The 13545-nt window shown below is 70.6% G+C and carries 13 protein-coding genes and 2 riboswitches; of the genes, 6 read left to right on the top strand and 7 right to left on the bottom strand.

Annotated elements, in window-relative coordinates; all coding sequences use genetic code 11:
• Positions 1-74: 74 nt before the first annotated feature.
• From QE401_RS21570 to QE401_RS21560, 3 genes are read right to left on the bottom strand one after another with little or no spacing between them, the layout of a single operon-like run.
• On the bottom strand, positions 75-692 hold the full coding sequence (locus QE401_RS21570) for a ribonuclease HII (RefSeq protein WP_307140148.1): 618 nt from the start codon (positions 690-692) through the stop codon (positions 75-77).
• Between the two features lie 28 nt (positions 693-720).
• On the bottom strand, positions 721-1650 hold the full coding sequence (locus QE401_RS21565; protein ID WP_307140147.1) for an alpha/beta hydrolase family protein: 930 nt from the start codon (positions 1648-1650) through the stop codon (positions 721-723).
• Positions 1651-1703: 53 nt separating this feature from the next.
• The gene (locus QE401_RS21560; protein WP_307140146.1) at positions 1704-2156 is read right to left on the bottom strand and encodes a GNAT family N-acetyltransferase; all 453 of its coding nucleotides are present in this window, start codon (positions 2154-2156) and stop codon (positions 1704-1706) included.
• Between the two features lie 60 nt (positions 2157-2216).
• Here QE401_RS21560 and QE401_RS21555 point away from each other — a divergent pair, with 60 nt between their 5' ends.
• Together QE401_RS21555 and QE401_RS21550 are read left to right on the top strand one after the other, a co-directional pair.
• Positions 2217-3350, top strand: a complete 1134-nt coding sequence (locus QE401_RS21555) for a DNA topoisomerase IB (protein WP_307140145.1) — start codon at positions 2217-2219, stop codon at positions 3348-3350.
• Between the two features lie 31 nt (positions 3351-3381).
• Positions 3382-4320 (top strand): DUF2891 domain-containing protein, encoded by a 939-nt coding sequence (locus tag QE401_RS21550; RefSeq protein WP_307140144.1) that lies wholly within the window; start codon positions 3382-3384, stop codon positions 4318-4320.
• Positions 4321-4456: 136 nt separating this feature from the next.
• Here QE401_RS21550 and gcvP read toward each other — a convergent pair whose 3' ends face one another.
• The 4 genes from gcvP to QE401_RS21530 all read right to left on the bottom strand — a co-directional run bounded on the left by gcvP (position 4457) and on the right by QE401_RS21530 (position 9833).
• A complete protein-coding gene (gene gcvP, locus QE401_RS21545; RefSeq protein WP_307140143.1) occupies positions 4457-7357 on the bottom strand; it encodes an aminomethyl-transferring glycine dehydrogenase in 2901 nt (966 codons plus the stop codon).
• Positions 7354-7731: a glycine cleavage system protein GcvH gene (gene gcvH / locus QE401_RS21540; protein WP_307140142.1), complete on the bottom strand. Its 378-nt coding sequence runs from the start codon at positions 7729-7731 to the stop codon at positions 7354-7356. The genes gcvP and gcvH overlap by 4 nt, the downstream gene beginning before the upstream one ends.
• A gap of 11 nt (positions 7732-7742) precedes the next feature.
• Positions 7743-8846: a glycine cleavage system aminomethyltransferase GcvT gene (gene gcvT, locus QE401_RS21535; RefSeq protein ID WP_307140141.1), complete on the bottom strand. Its 1104-nt coding sequence runs from the start codon at positions 8844-8846 to the stop codon at positions 7743-7745.
• Positions 8847-8893: 47 nt separating this feature from the next.
• A riboswitch (glycine riboswitch) is annotated at positions 8894-8988 on the bottom strand.
• A 3-nt stretch (positions 8989-8991) separates the two neighbouring features.
• A riboswitch (glycine riboswitch) is annotated at positions 8992-9081 on the bottom strand.
• Positions 9082-9275: 194 nt separating this feature from the next.
• A complete protein-coding gene (locus tag QE401_RS21530) occupies positions 9276-9833 on the bottom strand; it encodes a hypothetical protein (protein WP_271135999.1) in 558 nt (185 codons plus the stop codon).
• 126 nt (positions 9834-9959) lie between these two features.
• On the opposite strand from QE401_RS21530, the gene ispH reads away from it, so the two are divergent.
• The 4 genes from ispH (at position 9960) to QE401_RS21510 (ending at position 13472) form a co-directional block, all read left to right on the top strand.
• On the top strand, positions 9960-10904 hold the full coding sequence (ispH, locus tag QE401_RS21525) for a 4-hydroxy-3-methylbut-2-enyl diphosphate reductase (protein ID WP_307140140.1): 945 nt from the start codon (positions 9960-9962) through the stop codon (positions 10902-10904).
• Between the two features lie 24 nt (positions 10905-10928).
• The gene (locus tag QE401_RS21520; protein ID WP_307140139.1) at positions 10929-11903 is read left to right on the top strand and encodes a homoserine kinase; all 975 of its coding nucleotides are present in this window, start codon (positions 10929-10931) and stop codon (positions 11901-11903) included.
• Positions 11893-12366 (top strand): ribonuclease HI, encoded by a 474-nt coding sequence (rnhA, locus tag QE401_RS21515; RefSeq protein ID WP_307140138.1) that lies wholly within the window; start codon positions 11893-11895, stop codon positions 12364-12366. Before QE401_RS21520 ends, rnhA begins: the two co-directional genes overlap by 11 nt.
• Before the next feature lie 653 nt (positions 12367-13019).
• Positions 13020-13472: a MarR family winged helix-turn-helix transcriptional regulator gene (locus QE401_RS21510; protein ID WP_307140137.1), complete on the top strand. Its 453-nt coding sequence runs from the start codon at positions 13020-13022 to the stop codon at positions 13470-13472.
• Positions 13473-13545: the final 73 nt, after the last annotated feature.

Below are 13545 nucleotides of genomic sequence, written 5' to 3'. Positions count from 1 at the left end.
AGGCGGACAATGCGCGGGGCGGAGTCGCGCCGTCAAGGAAGCCGGGATGCCATTCCTCCAGCGTGCCGGACGGATCAGAGCAGCGCCAGCTGATCCACCGGCGCGAAGCCGCGCCGGTGATGCGGGCAGGGCCCGAGCTTCTCCAGCGCCGCGCGGTGCGCCGCCGTGGGGTAGCCGGCATGGCGGGCGAAGCCATAGCCCGGCCAGCGGCCATCCAGCCGGCTCATGGCGCGGTCGCGCGTCACCTTGGCCAGGATCGAGGCGGCGGCGATCGACAGGCTGAGCGAATCCCCCTTCACCACGCAGCGCGTGGCGCAGGGCAGGCGCGGCGCCGCATTGCCATCCACCAGCACCACCTCCGGCAGCGCCCGCAGGCGGGAGACGGCGCGCCACATCGCCAGATGCGTGGCGCGCAGGATGTTCAGCCTTCCGATCTCGGCGGCCGAGGCGGCGGCGATGGCATAGTCCAGCACGCCGGCGCGGGCGGCGGCGCGCAGCACGGCATAGGCCGCCTCCCGCTTCTCGGCCGAGAGCTTCTTGCTGTCATCCAGCAGCATGGCCAGCGTGTCGGGGGGCGCGCCGTGGAACATCACGGCGGCCGCCATCACCGGGCCGGCCAGCGGGCCGCGCCCGGCCTCATCGACGCCCGCGACGCGTCCGCCCGCCGCCAGCTCCAGCGTGTAGTCCGGCATTCCGCCCCAACCCCTGCTCAGCCCCCGCTCAGGCCAGGCCCTTGCTCTCCAGCCTGTCGCCCGCGGCCAGCAGGCCGGGGGCGCCGTCCCGCAGGAAGGCACGGGCGGCGGCATCGCCCAGCCATAGGGCGCGCAGGAAGGCCAGGGCAAGGCCCGCGGCGCGGTTGTGGTAGGTGTCCTCCTCCCATCGCCCGCCGACGCCGGGCTCGCCGGCGAAGCTGGCATGGCCGGCCCCCCGCAGCACCGCCAGCGCACCCGGCGCGTCGATGGAATCGTAGGGGATGCGCCGCGCCTCGGCCCGCACCCCGCCGATCCAGCTATGGTCCTCGCTGCCGGTGATGGAGAGCATCGGCGCGGTGACGCGGGCGAAGGCCAGGCGCGGCGGCAGCCCCTCCGGCGGCATGGGCGAGAGGGCGATGCCGGCCGAGAGCCGCGGCTCCGGCAGGGTCAGGCCGCGATCGCCGCCGGGCAGGCGCTGGCCCAGCATGTGCTGCACCAGCCAGGCGCCATAGGAATGCCCGGCGATGCCGATGCGGCGCGCATCCACGCGGCCCGCCAGCTCCGGCCGGCGCGGGATGGCGTCGAGCAGGAAGATGATGTCGCGCAGCCGGTCCAGCGCCCGGCCGGCATCGCTGGCGGCGGCGGCGAAATTCGCCTGCCGGTTGGCGTTGCCGCGCCACAGGCTGTCATCGGTGCCGGGGTGCTGCACATGCAGCGCGGCGATGCCGCCCTGCGACAGCCCCTCCCCCAGATAGGCCAGCCCCTCGCGCGAGCCGCCAAGGCCATGCGAGATGATGACCAGCGGTACCGGCCCCTGCCCTTGCGGCAGGCGCAGCAGCACCGGCAGGCTGCGCTGCCGCTCGGCATCCGGCCAGTCCTGGCGGGTGGTGGTGACGGCGCCGGCGGCGCGGGGCAGCAGCAGCGCGGGCAGCGCCAGGGCGGAGCGGCGGGTCAGCATGGCCGTTCAGATGGCCCCGCGCGACCCGCTTTCCCAGCCCGGGCGGGCCTGCCTCAAAGCTTCAAATCGTAAGTCTTCCAGGGCGTCAGCGCCGCCACCCGGTCATAGACGGCGCGGCCGCGGTAATTGTCCTCCGCGGTGATCCAGCGGATCACGCTCCACCCCTTCTGCCGCCCGATCTCGGCGATGGCGCCGATCAGCGCATCGGCCAGCCTGGTGCCGCGCGCCGCCGGATCGACGAACAGATCATCCAGGAAACCGCCCGTGCTGGCCGAGAGCGGCCGCGCGAAGGGCCGGTAATGCGCCAGGCCCAGCCCCTTGCCCTCCGGCGAGAGCGCGATGAAGGCCTGCACCTCATGCGCCGGGTCGTGGATCCAGCCCCAGACCGTCTCGCGCATCTCCGGCGTCTGGGTGACGCGGTAGAATGCCGCATAGCCCTGGTAGAGGCGTTCCCATTCGGCACGATGCTCCGGCGCGAGCGGCAGGATCTGGAAGGCGGCACTCATCTTGGCGTGTCTCCGGCGGGACGCGGAACCGGAACGGCCCGGCGCGCGTTGCTGGACATCATGCTGACCGAGACTGCCTCCGCGGTCGAGACACCGCGCCGCCCCCGCCGCACCGCACCGCCGCCACCACCACCACCCGTGGAGCCCGAGGCGGCGGCGCGCGCCGCCGGGCTGCGCTATGTCTCGGATGACGGCCCCGGCCTGACGCGGCGGCGCAGCGGCACCGGCTGGAGCTATCGCGACGCCACGGGCAGGCCCGTGCGCGACAAGGCGGTGCTGGCGCGGCTGCGCAGCCTGGCGGTGCCGCCGGCCTGGACGGAAGTCTGGTTCTGCCCGCGCGCCGATGGCCATATCCAGGCCACCGGGCGCGATGCGCGCGGCCGCAAGCAGTATCGCTACCACCCGGATTGGCGGGCGCAGCGCGATGCCACGAAATACCACCACGTCATGGAATTCGCCCGCGCGCTGCCGCAGCTGCGTGCCCGGGTGGCGGAGGACATGGCCGAGCGCGGCCTCGGCCGGCGCAAGGTGCTGGCCACCATCGTGCATCTGCTGGACACCACGCTGATCCGCGTCGGCAACGAGGATTACGCCCAGGCCAATGGCAGCTACGGCCTGACCACGCTGCGCAACCGCCATGTGGCGCTGCGCGGCGACGAGCTGCGCTTCGCCTTCCGCGCCAAGAGCGGCAAGGACTGGAAATTGTCGCTGCGCGACCGGCGCGTGGCGCGGGTGGTGCGCGCCTGCCAGGAACTGCCCGGCCAGGCGCTGTTCCAGTACATCGACGAGGATGGCGAACGGCAATCCGTCGATTCCGCCGAAGTGAACGCGTATCTCCGCGAGATCAGCGGCCGCGACATCACCGCCAAGGATTTCCGCACCTGGGCCGGCACCGTGCTGGCGGCGCTGGCCCTGTCGGAATTCGCCGCCTTCGACAGCGAGGCCGCGGCCAAGCGCAACGTCAAGGCGGCGATCGAGAAGGCGGCCTCCCGCCTCGGCAACACGCCCGCCATCTGCCGACAATGCTATGTGCACCCCGAGGTGCTGGACAGCTACCTGCAGGGCGCGCTGGCGCTGCGCGTGAAGCGCGAGATCGAGGCCGAGCTGCGCGAGGATTTGCCCTCCCTCAAGCCGGAGGAAGCCGCCGTGCTGGCCTTCCTGCGCAAGCGCCTGGCCGCCGCCGCCACGGCGTGACAGGGCGCGTCTGGCGCGGCAGAATCGCGCCATGCTCACCGAAGACCTCGCCAGCCGCTTCGCCCGCATCGCCCTCGGCCATGTCGAGCGCGAATATCCCACCAAGATCGCCCATGCCATGGCGGGGCCGGAGGATGTCGGCACGCCGAGCCAGCTCTACCCCATCTTCCACGGCAGCTTCGACTGGCATTCCTGCGTGCATGGCTATTGGCTGCTGGCGCATCTGCTGCAGCGCTTTCCGGGCATGGAACCCGCCGCCGAGATTCGCGCGCTGTTCAGCCGCAAGCTCACACCGACAAAAATCGCTGGCGAATGCGCCTATCTCTCCCGCCCCTCCTCACGCGGCTTCGAGCGGCCCTATGGCTGGGCCTGGGCGCTGAAGCTCTGCGCCACGCTGCGCGGCACGGAATGGGAGGCCGCCACCGCACCGCTCGGCGTGCTGGTCGAACAGAAGTTCCGCGATTTCCTGCCGAAAGCCACCTACCCGGTGCGCGTGGGCACGCATTTCAACACCGCCTTCGCCCTGCGCCTCGCCGCCGACTATGCCGATGCGGAGTTTCTGGCCCTGCTGCGCGACACCGCCCGAAGCTGGTATGGCGAGGATCGCGACGCCCCGGCCTGGGGCGAACCCTCCGGCGATGATTTCCTCTCCTCCACCCTGATCGAGGCCGAGGCGATGCGCCGCCTGCTGCCGCCCGAGGAATTCGCCCCCTGGTGCCGCGCCTTCCTGCCGCGCCTGGCGCAGCAGGAGCCGGCGACGCTCTTCACCCCCGCCACGGTCAGCGACCGCAGCGACGGCAAGATCGCGCATCTGGATGGGCTGAACCTCAGCCGCGCCTGGTGCTGGCGCAATCTCGGTCAGAAGAAGGTGGCGCAGCGCCACCTGGAAGCAGGCCTGCCGCATGTCGCCGGCGACTATATGGGCGAACACTGGCTGGCCAGCTTCGCGGTGCTCGCCCTCGAAGGCTGAGCGCCAAACTGAAAAAAGTCTTTTTGCTTCTTTTTCTTCAGAAAAAGAAGATTCTGAAAAAGAATCCGGGGAAGCACAGCTTCCCCGGACCCCTTCAGTCTCTGTCAGGGCCGGCCGCCGCTGGCGGCCGGCGGGCTCACTCCGCCGCCTGCGCGTAATCCTCGAGCGGTGCGCAGGTGCAGACCAAATTGCGGTCGCCATGCACATTGTCGACGCGCTTGACCGGCGGCCAATACTTGTGCGCGGCGACGAAGGGCAGCGGGAAGGCCGCCTCCTCCCGGCTGTAGGGATGCGCCCAGTCGGAGGACATCACCTCCGCGGCCGTGTGCGGCGCATTCTTCAGCGGGTTGTCGCTGCGGTCGGCACGGCCCTGCTCCACCGCGCGGATCTCGGCGCGGATGGCGATCATGGCGTCGCAGAAGCGGTCCAGCTCGGCCTTGGTCTCGCTCTCGGTGGGCTCCACCATCAGCGTGCCCGCCACTGGCCAGGACATGGTCGGCGCGTGGAAGCCGTAATCCTGCAGCCGCTTGGCGATGTCCTCGACAAGGACACCACCGCCCTGCTGGAAGCCGCGGCAATCCAGGATGCACTCATGCGCCACCATGCCGCGCTTGCCCTTGTAGAGCACGGGGAAGTGCCCATCGAGCCGCTTGGCGATGTAGTTGGCGTTCAGGATCGCCACCTGCGTCGCCCGCGTCAGCGCCGCCCCGCCCATCATGCGGATATAGGCGTAGGAGATCGGCAGGATCGAGGCGCTGCCAAACGGCGCCGCCGAGACCGGGCCATAACCCGTCGCCGGGCCCGCCTCGGCCAGCAGCGGATGGTTCGGCAGATGCGGCGCCAGATGCGCCGCCACGCCGATCGGGCCGACACCCGGCCCGCCGCCGCCATGCGGGATGCAGAAGGTCTTGTGCAGGTTCAGGTGGCAGACATCGGCGCCGATCCGGCCCGGGGCGGTCAGGCCCACCTGCGCATTCATGTTGGCGCCGTCCATATAGACCTGGCCGCCCGCCGCATGCACCGCGTCGCAGATGCGGATGATCTCCTCCTCGAACACGCCATGCGTCGAGGGATAGGTGACCATCAGCGCCGACAGTTTTTCCGAGTGCTGCGCGATCTTCGCCTCGAGATCGGCGAGATCGACATTGCCGTCGCGGTCGCAACCCACCACCACCACCCGCATGCCGGCCATCACGGCGGAAGCCGGGTTGGTGCCATGCGCCGAGGAGGGGATCAGGCAGACATCGCGCTGCGCCTCGCCCCGCGCCTTGTGCCAGGCGCGGATCGCCAGCAGCCCGGCATACTCGCCCTGGCTGCCGGCATTGGGCTGCAGCGACACGGCGGCGAAGCCGGTGATGGTGGCCAGCCAGCTCTCCAGCCGCCGGATCAGCGCCAGATAGCCGGTGGCCTGGTCGGCGGGGGCGAAGGGGTGGATCTCGGAGAAGCCGGGGAAGGTGACGGGGATCATCTCCGCCGTCGCGTTCAGCTTCATCGTGCAGGACCCGAGCGGGATCATGCTCCGGTTCAGCGCGACGTCCTTGTCCTCCAGCGACTTCAGGTAGCGGAGCATGGCATGCTCCGCATGGTGGCTGTTGAACACCTGCGCCGTCAGGATGGCCGAGCGCCGCGCCAGCGCCGCCGGCAGCCCGCCGCGCGGCGAGAGCGCATCCAGCGCCACCGCCTGCCCGCCGACCTTGCCGAGCACCGCCAGCAGCGTCTCCAGCTCCAGCCGCGACACCGTCTCGTCCAGCGCGATGCCGACACCGGTGGCGTCGATGCGGCGCAGGTTGAAGCCGCTCGACAGCGCCTCGGCCATCAGCGCATCGGCCTTCGCGCCGGCCTCGATGGCGATGGTGTCGAAGAAGGCATCATGGCGCAGGGTGAAGCCGGCGCGCACCGCCGCATCGGCCAGCAGCCGCGCCTGCAGCGCGACGCGGCGGGCGATGCGCTTCAGCCCCTCCGGCCCGTGCCACACGGCATACATGCCGGCCATCACCGCCAGCAGCACCTGCGCGGTGCAGATGTTCGAGGTCGCCTTCTCGCGGCGGATATGCTGCTCGCGCGTCTGCAGCGCCAGGCGCATCGCCGGCCGCCCGGCGGCATCGACCGAGACGCCGACCAGCCGCCCCGGCATCAGCCGCTTATAGGCGTCCTTCACCGCCATGAAGGCGGCGTGCGGCCCGCCATAGCCCATCGGCACGCCGAAGCGCTGGCTGGAGCCGATGACGACATCCGCGCCCATCTCGCCCGGCGGCGTCAGCAGCACGAGCGAGAGCGGGTCAGCCGCGACGATGGCCAGCCCCCCCACCGCCTGCACCGCGGCGATCTCGGCGGTCAGGTCACGGACCTCGCCGGTCGTGCCCGGATATTGCAGCACCAGCGCGAAGGGCTTCTTTTCAGTGGCGGCCGCCGAAATTCCGGAGACGGACACCAGCTCGACCGCCAGGCCCAGCGGCTCGGCACGGGTCTGGATGACGGCGAGCGTCTGCGGGTGCACATCGGCCGCGACCAGCAGCGCGCGCGACTTCGACTTGCTGGCGGCCAGCGCCAGGGCCATCGCCTCGGCCGCCGCCGTCGCCTCGTCCAGCAGCGAGGCATTCGCCACCGGCAGGCCGGTCAAATCGCAGACCATGGTCTGGAAATTGACCAGCGCCTCCAGCCGCCCTTGCGCGATCTCGGCCTGGTAGGGCGTGTAGGCCGTGTACCAGCCCGGATTCTCCAGCACGTTGCGCAGGATCACCGGCGGCACATGCGTGCCGTGATAGCCCATGCCGATCAGCGAGCGGCGGCGGGTGTTCAGCTCCGACAGCGCCCGCAGCTCAGCGATGACCTCGGCCTCCGACACCGGAGGAGGCAACTGAGAAAAATCCTGGCCGCGGATGGCGGCGGGGACGGTGCGGTCGGCGAGGTCGTCGAGGCTGGCCGCGCCCACCTGCTGCAGCATCGCGGCGATCTCGGCCTCGGAGGGGCCGATATGCCGCGCGGCGAAGGCGCCGTGGTCCTCCAGCGCCGCCAGCTCGTGCAGCGCGTCGCTCACGACTGGCTCTCGACGAAGGCGAGGTAGTCGGCCTCATCCATCAGCGCGTCGATGGCGGCCGGGTCGGCGGGCGTCATCTTGAAGAACCAGCCCTCGGCGGTCGGCGCGCTGTTGACCAGCGCCGGGTCGTCGGAGAGCGCGGCGTTGGATTCGACGATGCTGCCGGCGATCGGCGCATAGACGTCGGACGCGGCCTTCACGCTCTCCACCACGGCGCAGGCCTCGCCGGCCTCGACCGCACGGCCGGCCTCGGGCAGGTCGACGAAGACGACGTCGCCCAGCGCGGTCTGCGCATGGTCGGTGATGCCGATCGTGGCGACGCCCTCTTCCAGGCGAACCCACTCGTGATCCTTGGTGAACTTCAGCTGGGCCATCGGGGCGGTCCTTATCGGGCGTAGCGGTGAGGGACGAAGGGGGTGGCGGCGACACGGGCCGGCAGGGCCTTGCCGCGCACCTGCAATTCCAGGGCCGTGCCATCGGCGGCATGCTCGCGCGCCACATAGCCCATGGCGCAGGGGCCGTTCAGCGAGGGGCCAAAGGTGCCGCTGGTGATCTCGCCCATCGCCGCGCCACCGGGGGCATGGATCGCGGTGTGGGCGCGGGCCGGCTGGCGGCCTTCCGGCAGGATGCCGACGCGCAGCCGCGACGGACCGTTCTCCAGCTCGGCGCGGATGCGCCCGGCGCCGGGGAAGTTCCATTCCATGCGGCGGCGCTTGCCGATGGTCCAGACCAGGGCGGCCTCGACCGGGCTGGTCGTCTCGTCGATGTCATTGCCATAGAGGCAGAGCCCGGCTTCCAGCCGCAGCGAGTCGCGCGCGCCCAGCCCGGCCGGCACCACGCCCGGCAGGGCGAGCAGGCGCTTCGCCAGCGCCTCGGCCCGCTCGGCCGGCACGCTGATCTCGACGCCATCCTCGCCGGTATAGCCGCTGCGGCTGACCAGGACGGGAATGCCGTCGATCTCGGTCTCCGCCACGCCCATGAAGGGCAGCGCGGCGGTGGCGGGGGCGAGGCCGGCCAGCAGCGGCACCGCCTGCGGCCCCTGGAAGGCCAGCAGCGCGCGGTCGGGCAGCGGCACCAGCCGCACGCCGGCGGGCAGCGCCGCCTCGATCAGCGGCAGATCCACCGCCTTGCGGCTGGCATTGACCACTAGGAACAGCCGGTCGCCGCCCAGATTGGCCACCATGAAATCATCGACGATGCCGCCTTCCTGGTTCAGCAGCAGGCCGTATTTCTGCCGGCCCGGCTTCAGGATGCGGATGTCGGCGGGGGTCAGCGCCTCCAGCGCCGCGGCCGCGCCTTCGCCGGTGAGCTCGGCCTGGCCCATATGGGAGACGTCGAACAGCGCGGCGCCGGCGCGGGTGGCCAGATGCTCGGCCATGATGCCGGCCGGGTACTGCACCGGCATGGCATAGCCGGCGAAGGGCACCATCTTGCCGCCGAGCTCGCGATGCAGCGACGCCAGCGGGGTTTCGAGCAATGTATCGGCCACGCAGCCTCCAGCGCCGCGCGAGGCGGCGGGTCAGGGTTCGTGGCCCCCCTCTGTCCGATGACCTGAGAGATTCAGCGCGGGCGTTGCGCGCCTTACTCCGTCGGTGCCGGCGCCTGTTGCCAGGCTCCGGGCTTTCCAGAGGCCCCTTCCCCACGCGGCCCTTTTGCCTGAGCGTTTCCGGGGGCCGGTTGCGCCTTCGGCGATGGCATGCGCCATTCTCTCCCGCGTGGGATCTGCGGGTGTTGCTCCTCTGCCCGAGGGCGCGGCGCCGCGCAAGCCTCAGGTCAAGGGCTCAGCCAAGAATCTTCTTTTTCTGAAGAAAAAGAAGCAAAAAGACTTTGCCGGTTTGGCGTCCCGCCTCAGGCCCGAAGCGGGACGCCAACGGAAAAAGTTTTTTGGTTCTTTTTTACAAAAAAGAACCCTGTCTTCTTACCTGGGCCCGCGCGCCCGGTTCAGCGCCAGCTCCTCCGGCGTCAGCTGGAAGGCCAGCCAGACCTGCCGCCGCGCCGCCTGGGCCGGGTTGCCCGGCAGGCGGATCGTCACCTCATCCGTGCCGGTGGCGCGGGAGACATTGGGCGCGAACTCGATGCGCAGGTTGAACTGGCTGGGCGGCGCCACCGGGTTCCCGTCCTGCGCCACCGCCACCATATAGGTCAGCTCGGCGACGCGGCTCTGCGCGGCCGGGCCGCGCTCGACCAGGAAGCTCGGCTTCAGCGTCACATCCAGCCCGCCGCCGCGGGGGGCGAAATCGCAGCTCGCCTGGTAGCCGGAGATCGAGGCATTGAGCTCCATCGCCGTCAGGTCCCGACCCCCGCCGCTGCGGAACCGGGTCAGGTCCGCCCCGTCGGACAGGATCGAGATCGCCGGGCAGGGCGCCTTGCTGTCCAGCAGCGGGTTGCCGCGGTCGCCGCCGCCGCAGCCGGCCAGCAACAGCGCCGCGCCCATCGCCGCCATCGCGCCGCCCCGGAGGTTCCGTGCCTTGACCATGCTGCCTCTCTTCCCCTTAGTGCCCGGGCCGGCGGCCGCGGGGCTGATGCCCCCTGCCCCGGCTCGTGCCCGGATCGCCCGCAGGCGGACCCCATGAACCACCACGCCCCCATCGGACAGGCCCGCATGACCGTCAAGCCCGCCCTGCACGTCCTGCTCGCCGGACCCCGCGGCTTCTGCGCCGGGGTGGACCGGGCGATCAAGATCGTCGAGGAATCGCTCACCCGCTTCGGCGCCCCGGTCTATGTCCGGCACGAGATCGTGCACAACAAATTCGTGGTGCAGAGCCTGGAAGCCAAGGGGGCCGTCTTCGTCGAGGAGCTGGACGAGGTGCCGCCCGACGCGCCGGTGGTGTTCAGCGCCCATGGCGTGCCGAAATCGGTCCCGGCCGAGGCGCAGCGGCGCAACATGGTCTATGTCGACGCCACCTGCCCCCTGGTCTCCAAGGTGCACCGGGAGGCGGAGCGGCATTCGGCGGCCGGCCGGCACATCCTGCTGATCGGCCATGCCGGCCATCCGGAGGTGATCGGCACCATGGGCCAGCTGCCGCCCGGCAGCGTCACCCTGGTCGAGACCGCCGAGCAGGCCGAGGCGGTGACCCCGCCCGAGGGGCCGCTGGCCTACACCACCCAGACCACCCTCTCGGTCGATGACACGGCCGGCATCGTGGCGGTGCTGGCCCGCCGCTTCCCGCACATGGTGGGCCCGGCCAAGGAGAGTATCTGCTACGCCACCACCAACCGCCAGGCCGCCGTCAAGGCGATCGCGGCGCGGGCCGAGGCGGTGGTGGTGGTGGGCGCGCCCAACTCCTCCAACAGCGTGCGGCTGCGCGAGGTGGCCGAGCGCGCCGGCTGCCCGCGCGCCCTGATGGTGCAGCGCGGGGCCGAGCTGGATCTGGCGGCGCTGCAGGGGGTGCGGACGCTCGGCATCTCGGCCGGCGCCAGCGCGCCGGAGGTGCTGGTGGACGAGGTGATCGCCCGCCTGCGCGAAGCCTTCGATCTGACCCTTGAGGAAGTGGTGGTGGCGGAGGAAAACGTCACCTTCAAGCTGCCCGCTATCCTGGCGCGGTAACTTCCCCCGACTGAGACGGAGCCGATGGCGGTCTATACCGAGGTCTCGGACGAGGCGCTGCGCGCCTTCCTGTCCGAGTATGAGCTGGGCGAGCTGCTCGCCTTCCGCGGCATTGCCGAGGGCGTCGAGAACAGCAATTTCGCGCTGCGCACCACCACCGGCGACTACATCCTGACGCTGTACGAGAAGCGCGTGGACCCGGCCGAGCTGCCCTGGTTCCTCGGCCTGATGCGGCATCTGGCGTCGCGCGGCATTTCCTGCCCGCTGCCGGTGGCGGGGCGCGACACGGTGGCGCTGCGCCAGCTGGCCGGGCGGCCGGCGGCGATCTGCACCTTCCTGCCCGGCGTCTGGCCGCGCCGGGTGCAGCCGGGGCATTGCGCGCCGCTCGGCGCGGCGCTGGCCGGGCTGCACGCCGCCGGCGAGGGCTTCCGGGCCGAGCGCGCCAACTCCCTCGGCCCCCGCGCTTGGGCGCCGCTGCTGGAGCGCTGCCGCGCCGGCGGCGACGCGGTGCAGGAGGGGCTGGTGGCCGAGCTGGACGGGCATCTCTCCGGCATCCTGGCCGAATGGCCCCAGGGCCTGCCGCGCGGCCACATCCATGCCGATCTGTTCCCGGACAACGTCTTCTTCCTCGATTCGGAGCGCGGCGCGCCGCGTGTCTCCGGGCTGATCGACTTCTACTTCGCCTGCACCGACGCCCTGGCCTATGACCTGGCGATCTGCCTGAACGCCTGGTGCTTCGAGCCGGACCTGTCCTTCAACGTGACCAAGGCGCGGGCGATGATCGGCGCCTACCAGGCGCTGCGCCCGCTCTCGGCCATGGAGATCGAGGCGCTGCCGGTGCTGTGCCGAGGCGCCGCCATGCGCTTCCTGCTGACGCGGCTGTATGACTGGACCCACACCCCGCCCGGCGCCATGGTCACCCGCAAGGACCCGCTGGAATACCTCAAGCGCCTGCGCTTCTACGCCGAGGCCCGGGATGCTGGCGCCTATGGCCTCTGAGACCGTGGAGAACGCCGCGCCGCGGCTGGTCGAGATCTGGACCGATGGCGGCTGCAAGCCCAATCCCGGCCCCGGCGGCTGGGCCGCCATCCTGCGCTATGGCGAGGCGGAGAAGGAGCTCTCCGGCTATGACGCCGCCACCACCAACAACCGCATGGAGCTGACGGCGGCCATCATGGCGCTGGAAAGCCTGAAGCGGCCCTGCACCGTGGTGCTGCACACCGACAGCGAATATGTCCGCAACGGCATCAGCCGCTGGATCAATGGCTGGGTGCGCAACAACTGGCGCAACGCGGCGAAGGACCCGGTGGCGAATATGGAGCTGTGGCAGCGCCTGCTGGCCGCCGCCAAGCCGCACAAGGTCGATTGGCGCTGGGTGCGCGGCCATGCGGGCGATGCGATGAACGAGCGCGCCGACCAGCTGGCCACCGCCGCGCGGCTGTCGGAAGGGCGGCAGGGCTGAAGGTACGTCCGGCATTCCATGAATGACCGGGACTCTGGCCAGTCGGGTCCTTGCCCCATGCTTTCCAAATCCCGCGAAGCCCTGTGATCGCCCAGGCCTTCCTTGGGCATGGCTGAGCCAGGCATCTTCAGCGCGTTCAAGGATTTCATTGATCGCTCGGAGCAGCTGCGGGCGCCAGCGCATGAGCGGCGCCCAGAGCTTGAAAGCGCCCTTTTCGATGCCGGGCGCAAGGGCACGGATCCAAACCCGGCGAGCCTTGCCAAATCGATGTAGGGTGCGTGACCTGCGAGGAGTCCTATGCCACGAGGCCTACGCTGGTCATAGCAAGTGCATGGGGTCGTTGGTGGCATGCGGAGCTTGGTCGCGCCCAAGAAGATGCTCCCCGCCATTGAAGTCTTGGACGCTCCGGCAGCGCAGGCCAGGCGGGGCAAACCGCCTGACCCATGAGTCGTTCAGGGTTCACAACGCTTACGGCTGTTCTCGGCGCCGCGTCCTTCGTCATTGCGACAGTCCGGAGGCAACGCGGAAGGAAGCTGCCAAAACCATGAACTTGCTCAGGCGCTGAAAACTTCTTCAAGAGGCATGTATCGCGCTGGGCGCCCACCAGCCCACATCCAGCTTGCAGAAAAGTGCATATGCACTAAATTGCCGGAATGGAAGACACGCCCCCCCTCGACCCTCTGCTCCTCCGCGCGGTGGAGGCGTCCTGCGTCTGCCTGCGGGTGCAGCGCGCCAGCCGCGCCGTGGGGCGGCGCTATGATGACGCCTTCCGCCCGCTCGACCTGAACAACTGGCAGTTCAGCCTGCTGGCCGCCATCGAGGCGTCCGAGGCGCCGAGCGTGAACGCGCTGGCCGGCTTCCTCGGCATGGACCGCACGACGATGACGCGGAACCTCGCCGTCCTGCAGCGGCGGGGGCTGCTGTCGATGGCGCAGGATGCGCAGGATGGCCGCGTCAGGCGCGCTGCCCTGACAGCGCAGGGGCGCGACCTGCTGCTCCGGGCGCTCGACTCCTGGCGCGCGACCAATGAGGCGGTGAAGGCCTCCATCCCGGCGGCCTCCTTCCCGGCGATGTGGCGCGGCCTGGGAAGCCTGGCCGGGCCATGACCGGCCATGCCGTGGCAACGCCCATCGCCGAAAAAGGTGCATATACATCTGAATTCCGGAGCGACCGCTCCTC

It is taken from the genome of Pseudoroseomonas cervicalis (assembly GCF_030818485.1).
Lineage (GTDB): Bacteria > Pseudomonadota > Alphaproteobacteria > Acetobacterales > Acetobacteraceae > Pseudoroseomonas > Pseudoroseomonas cervicalis_A.
Note: the sequence above shows the minus strand (reverse complement) of the source record. Positions and strands in the feature narration are given on the sequence as shown.

Excerpts from the sequence above, each read along its gene's own strand:
- QE401_RS21530 (WP_271135999.1), bottom strand. The coding sequence starts at position 9,833 with ATGGTCAAGGCACGGAACCTCCGGGGCGGCGCGATGGCGGCGATGGGC.
- gcvH (WP_307140142.1), bottom strand. The coding sequence starts at position 7,731 with ATGGCCCAGCTGAAGTTCACCAAGGATCACGAGTGGGTTCGCCTGGAA.
- QE401_RS21560 (WP_307140146.1), bottom strand. The coding sequence starts at position 2,156 with ATGAGTGCCGCCTTCCAGATCCTGCCGCTCGCGCCGGAGCATCGTGCC.
- QE401_RS21570 (WP_307140148.1), bottom strand. The coding sequence starts at position 692 with ATGCCGGACTACACGCTGGAGCTGGCGGCGGGCGGACGCGTCGCGGGC.
- rnhA (WP_307140138.1), top strand. The coding sequence starts at position 11,893 with ATGGCCTCTGAGACCGTGGAGAACGCCGCGCCGCGGCTGGTCGAGATC.
- QE401_RS21520 (WP_307140139.1), top strand. The coding sequence starts at position 10,929 with ATGGCGGTCTATACCGAGGTCTCGGACGAGGCGCTGCGCGCCTTCCTG.
- QE401_RS21555 (WP_307140145.1), top strand. The coding sequence starts at position 2,217 with ATGCTGACCGAGACTGCCTCCGCGGTCGAGACACCGCGCCGCCCCCGC.
- QE401_RS21510 (WP_307140137.1), top strand. The coding sequence starts at position 13,020 with ATGGAAGACACGCCCCCCCTCGACCCTCTGCTCCTCCGCGCGGTGGAG.
- QE401_RS21565 (WP_307140147.1), bottom strand. The coding sequence starts at position 1,650 with ATGCTGACCCGCCGCTCCGCCCTGGCGCTGCCCGCGCTGCTGCTGCCC.
- ispH (WP_307140140.1), top strand. The coding sequence starts at position 9,960 with ATGACCGTCAAGCCCGCCCTGCACGTCCTGCTCGCCGGACCCCGCGGC.
- QE401_RS21550 (WP_307140144.1), top strand. The coding sequence starts at position 3,382 with ATGCTCACCGAAGACCTCGCCAGCCGCTTCGCCCGCATCGCCCTCGGC.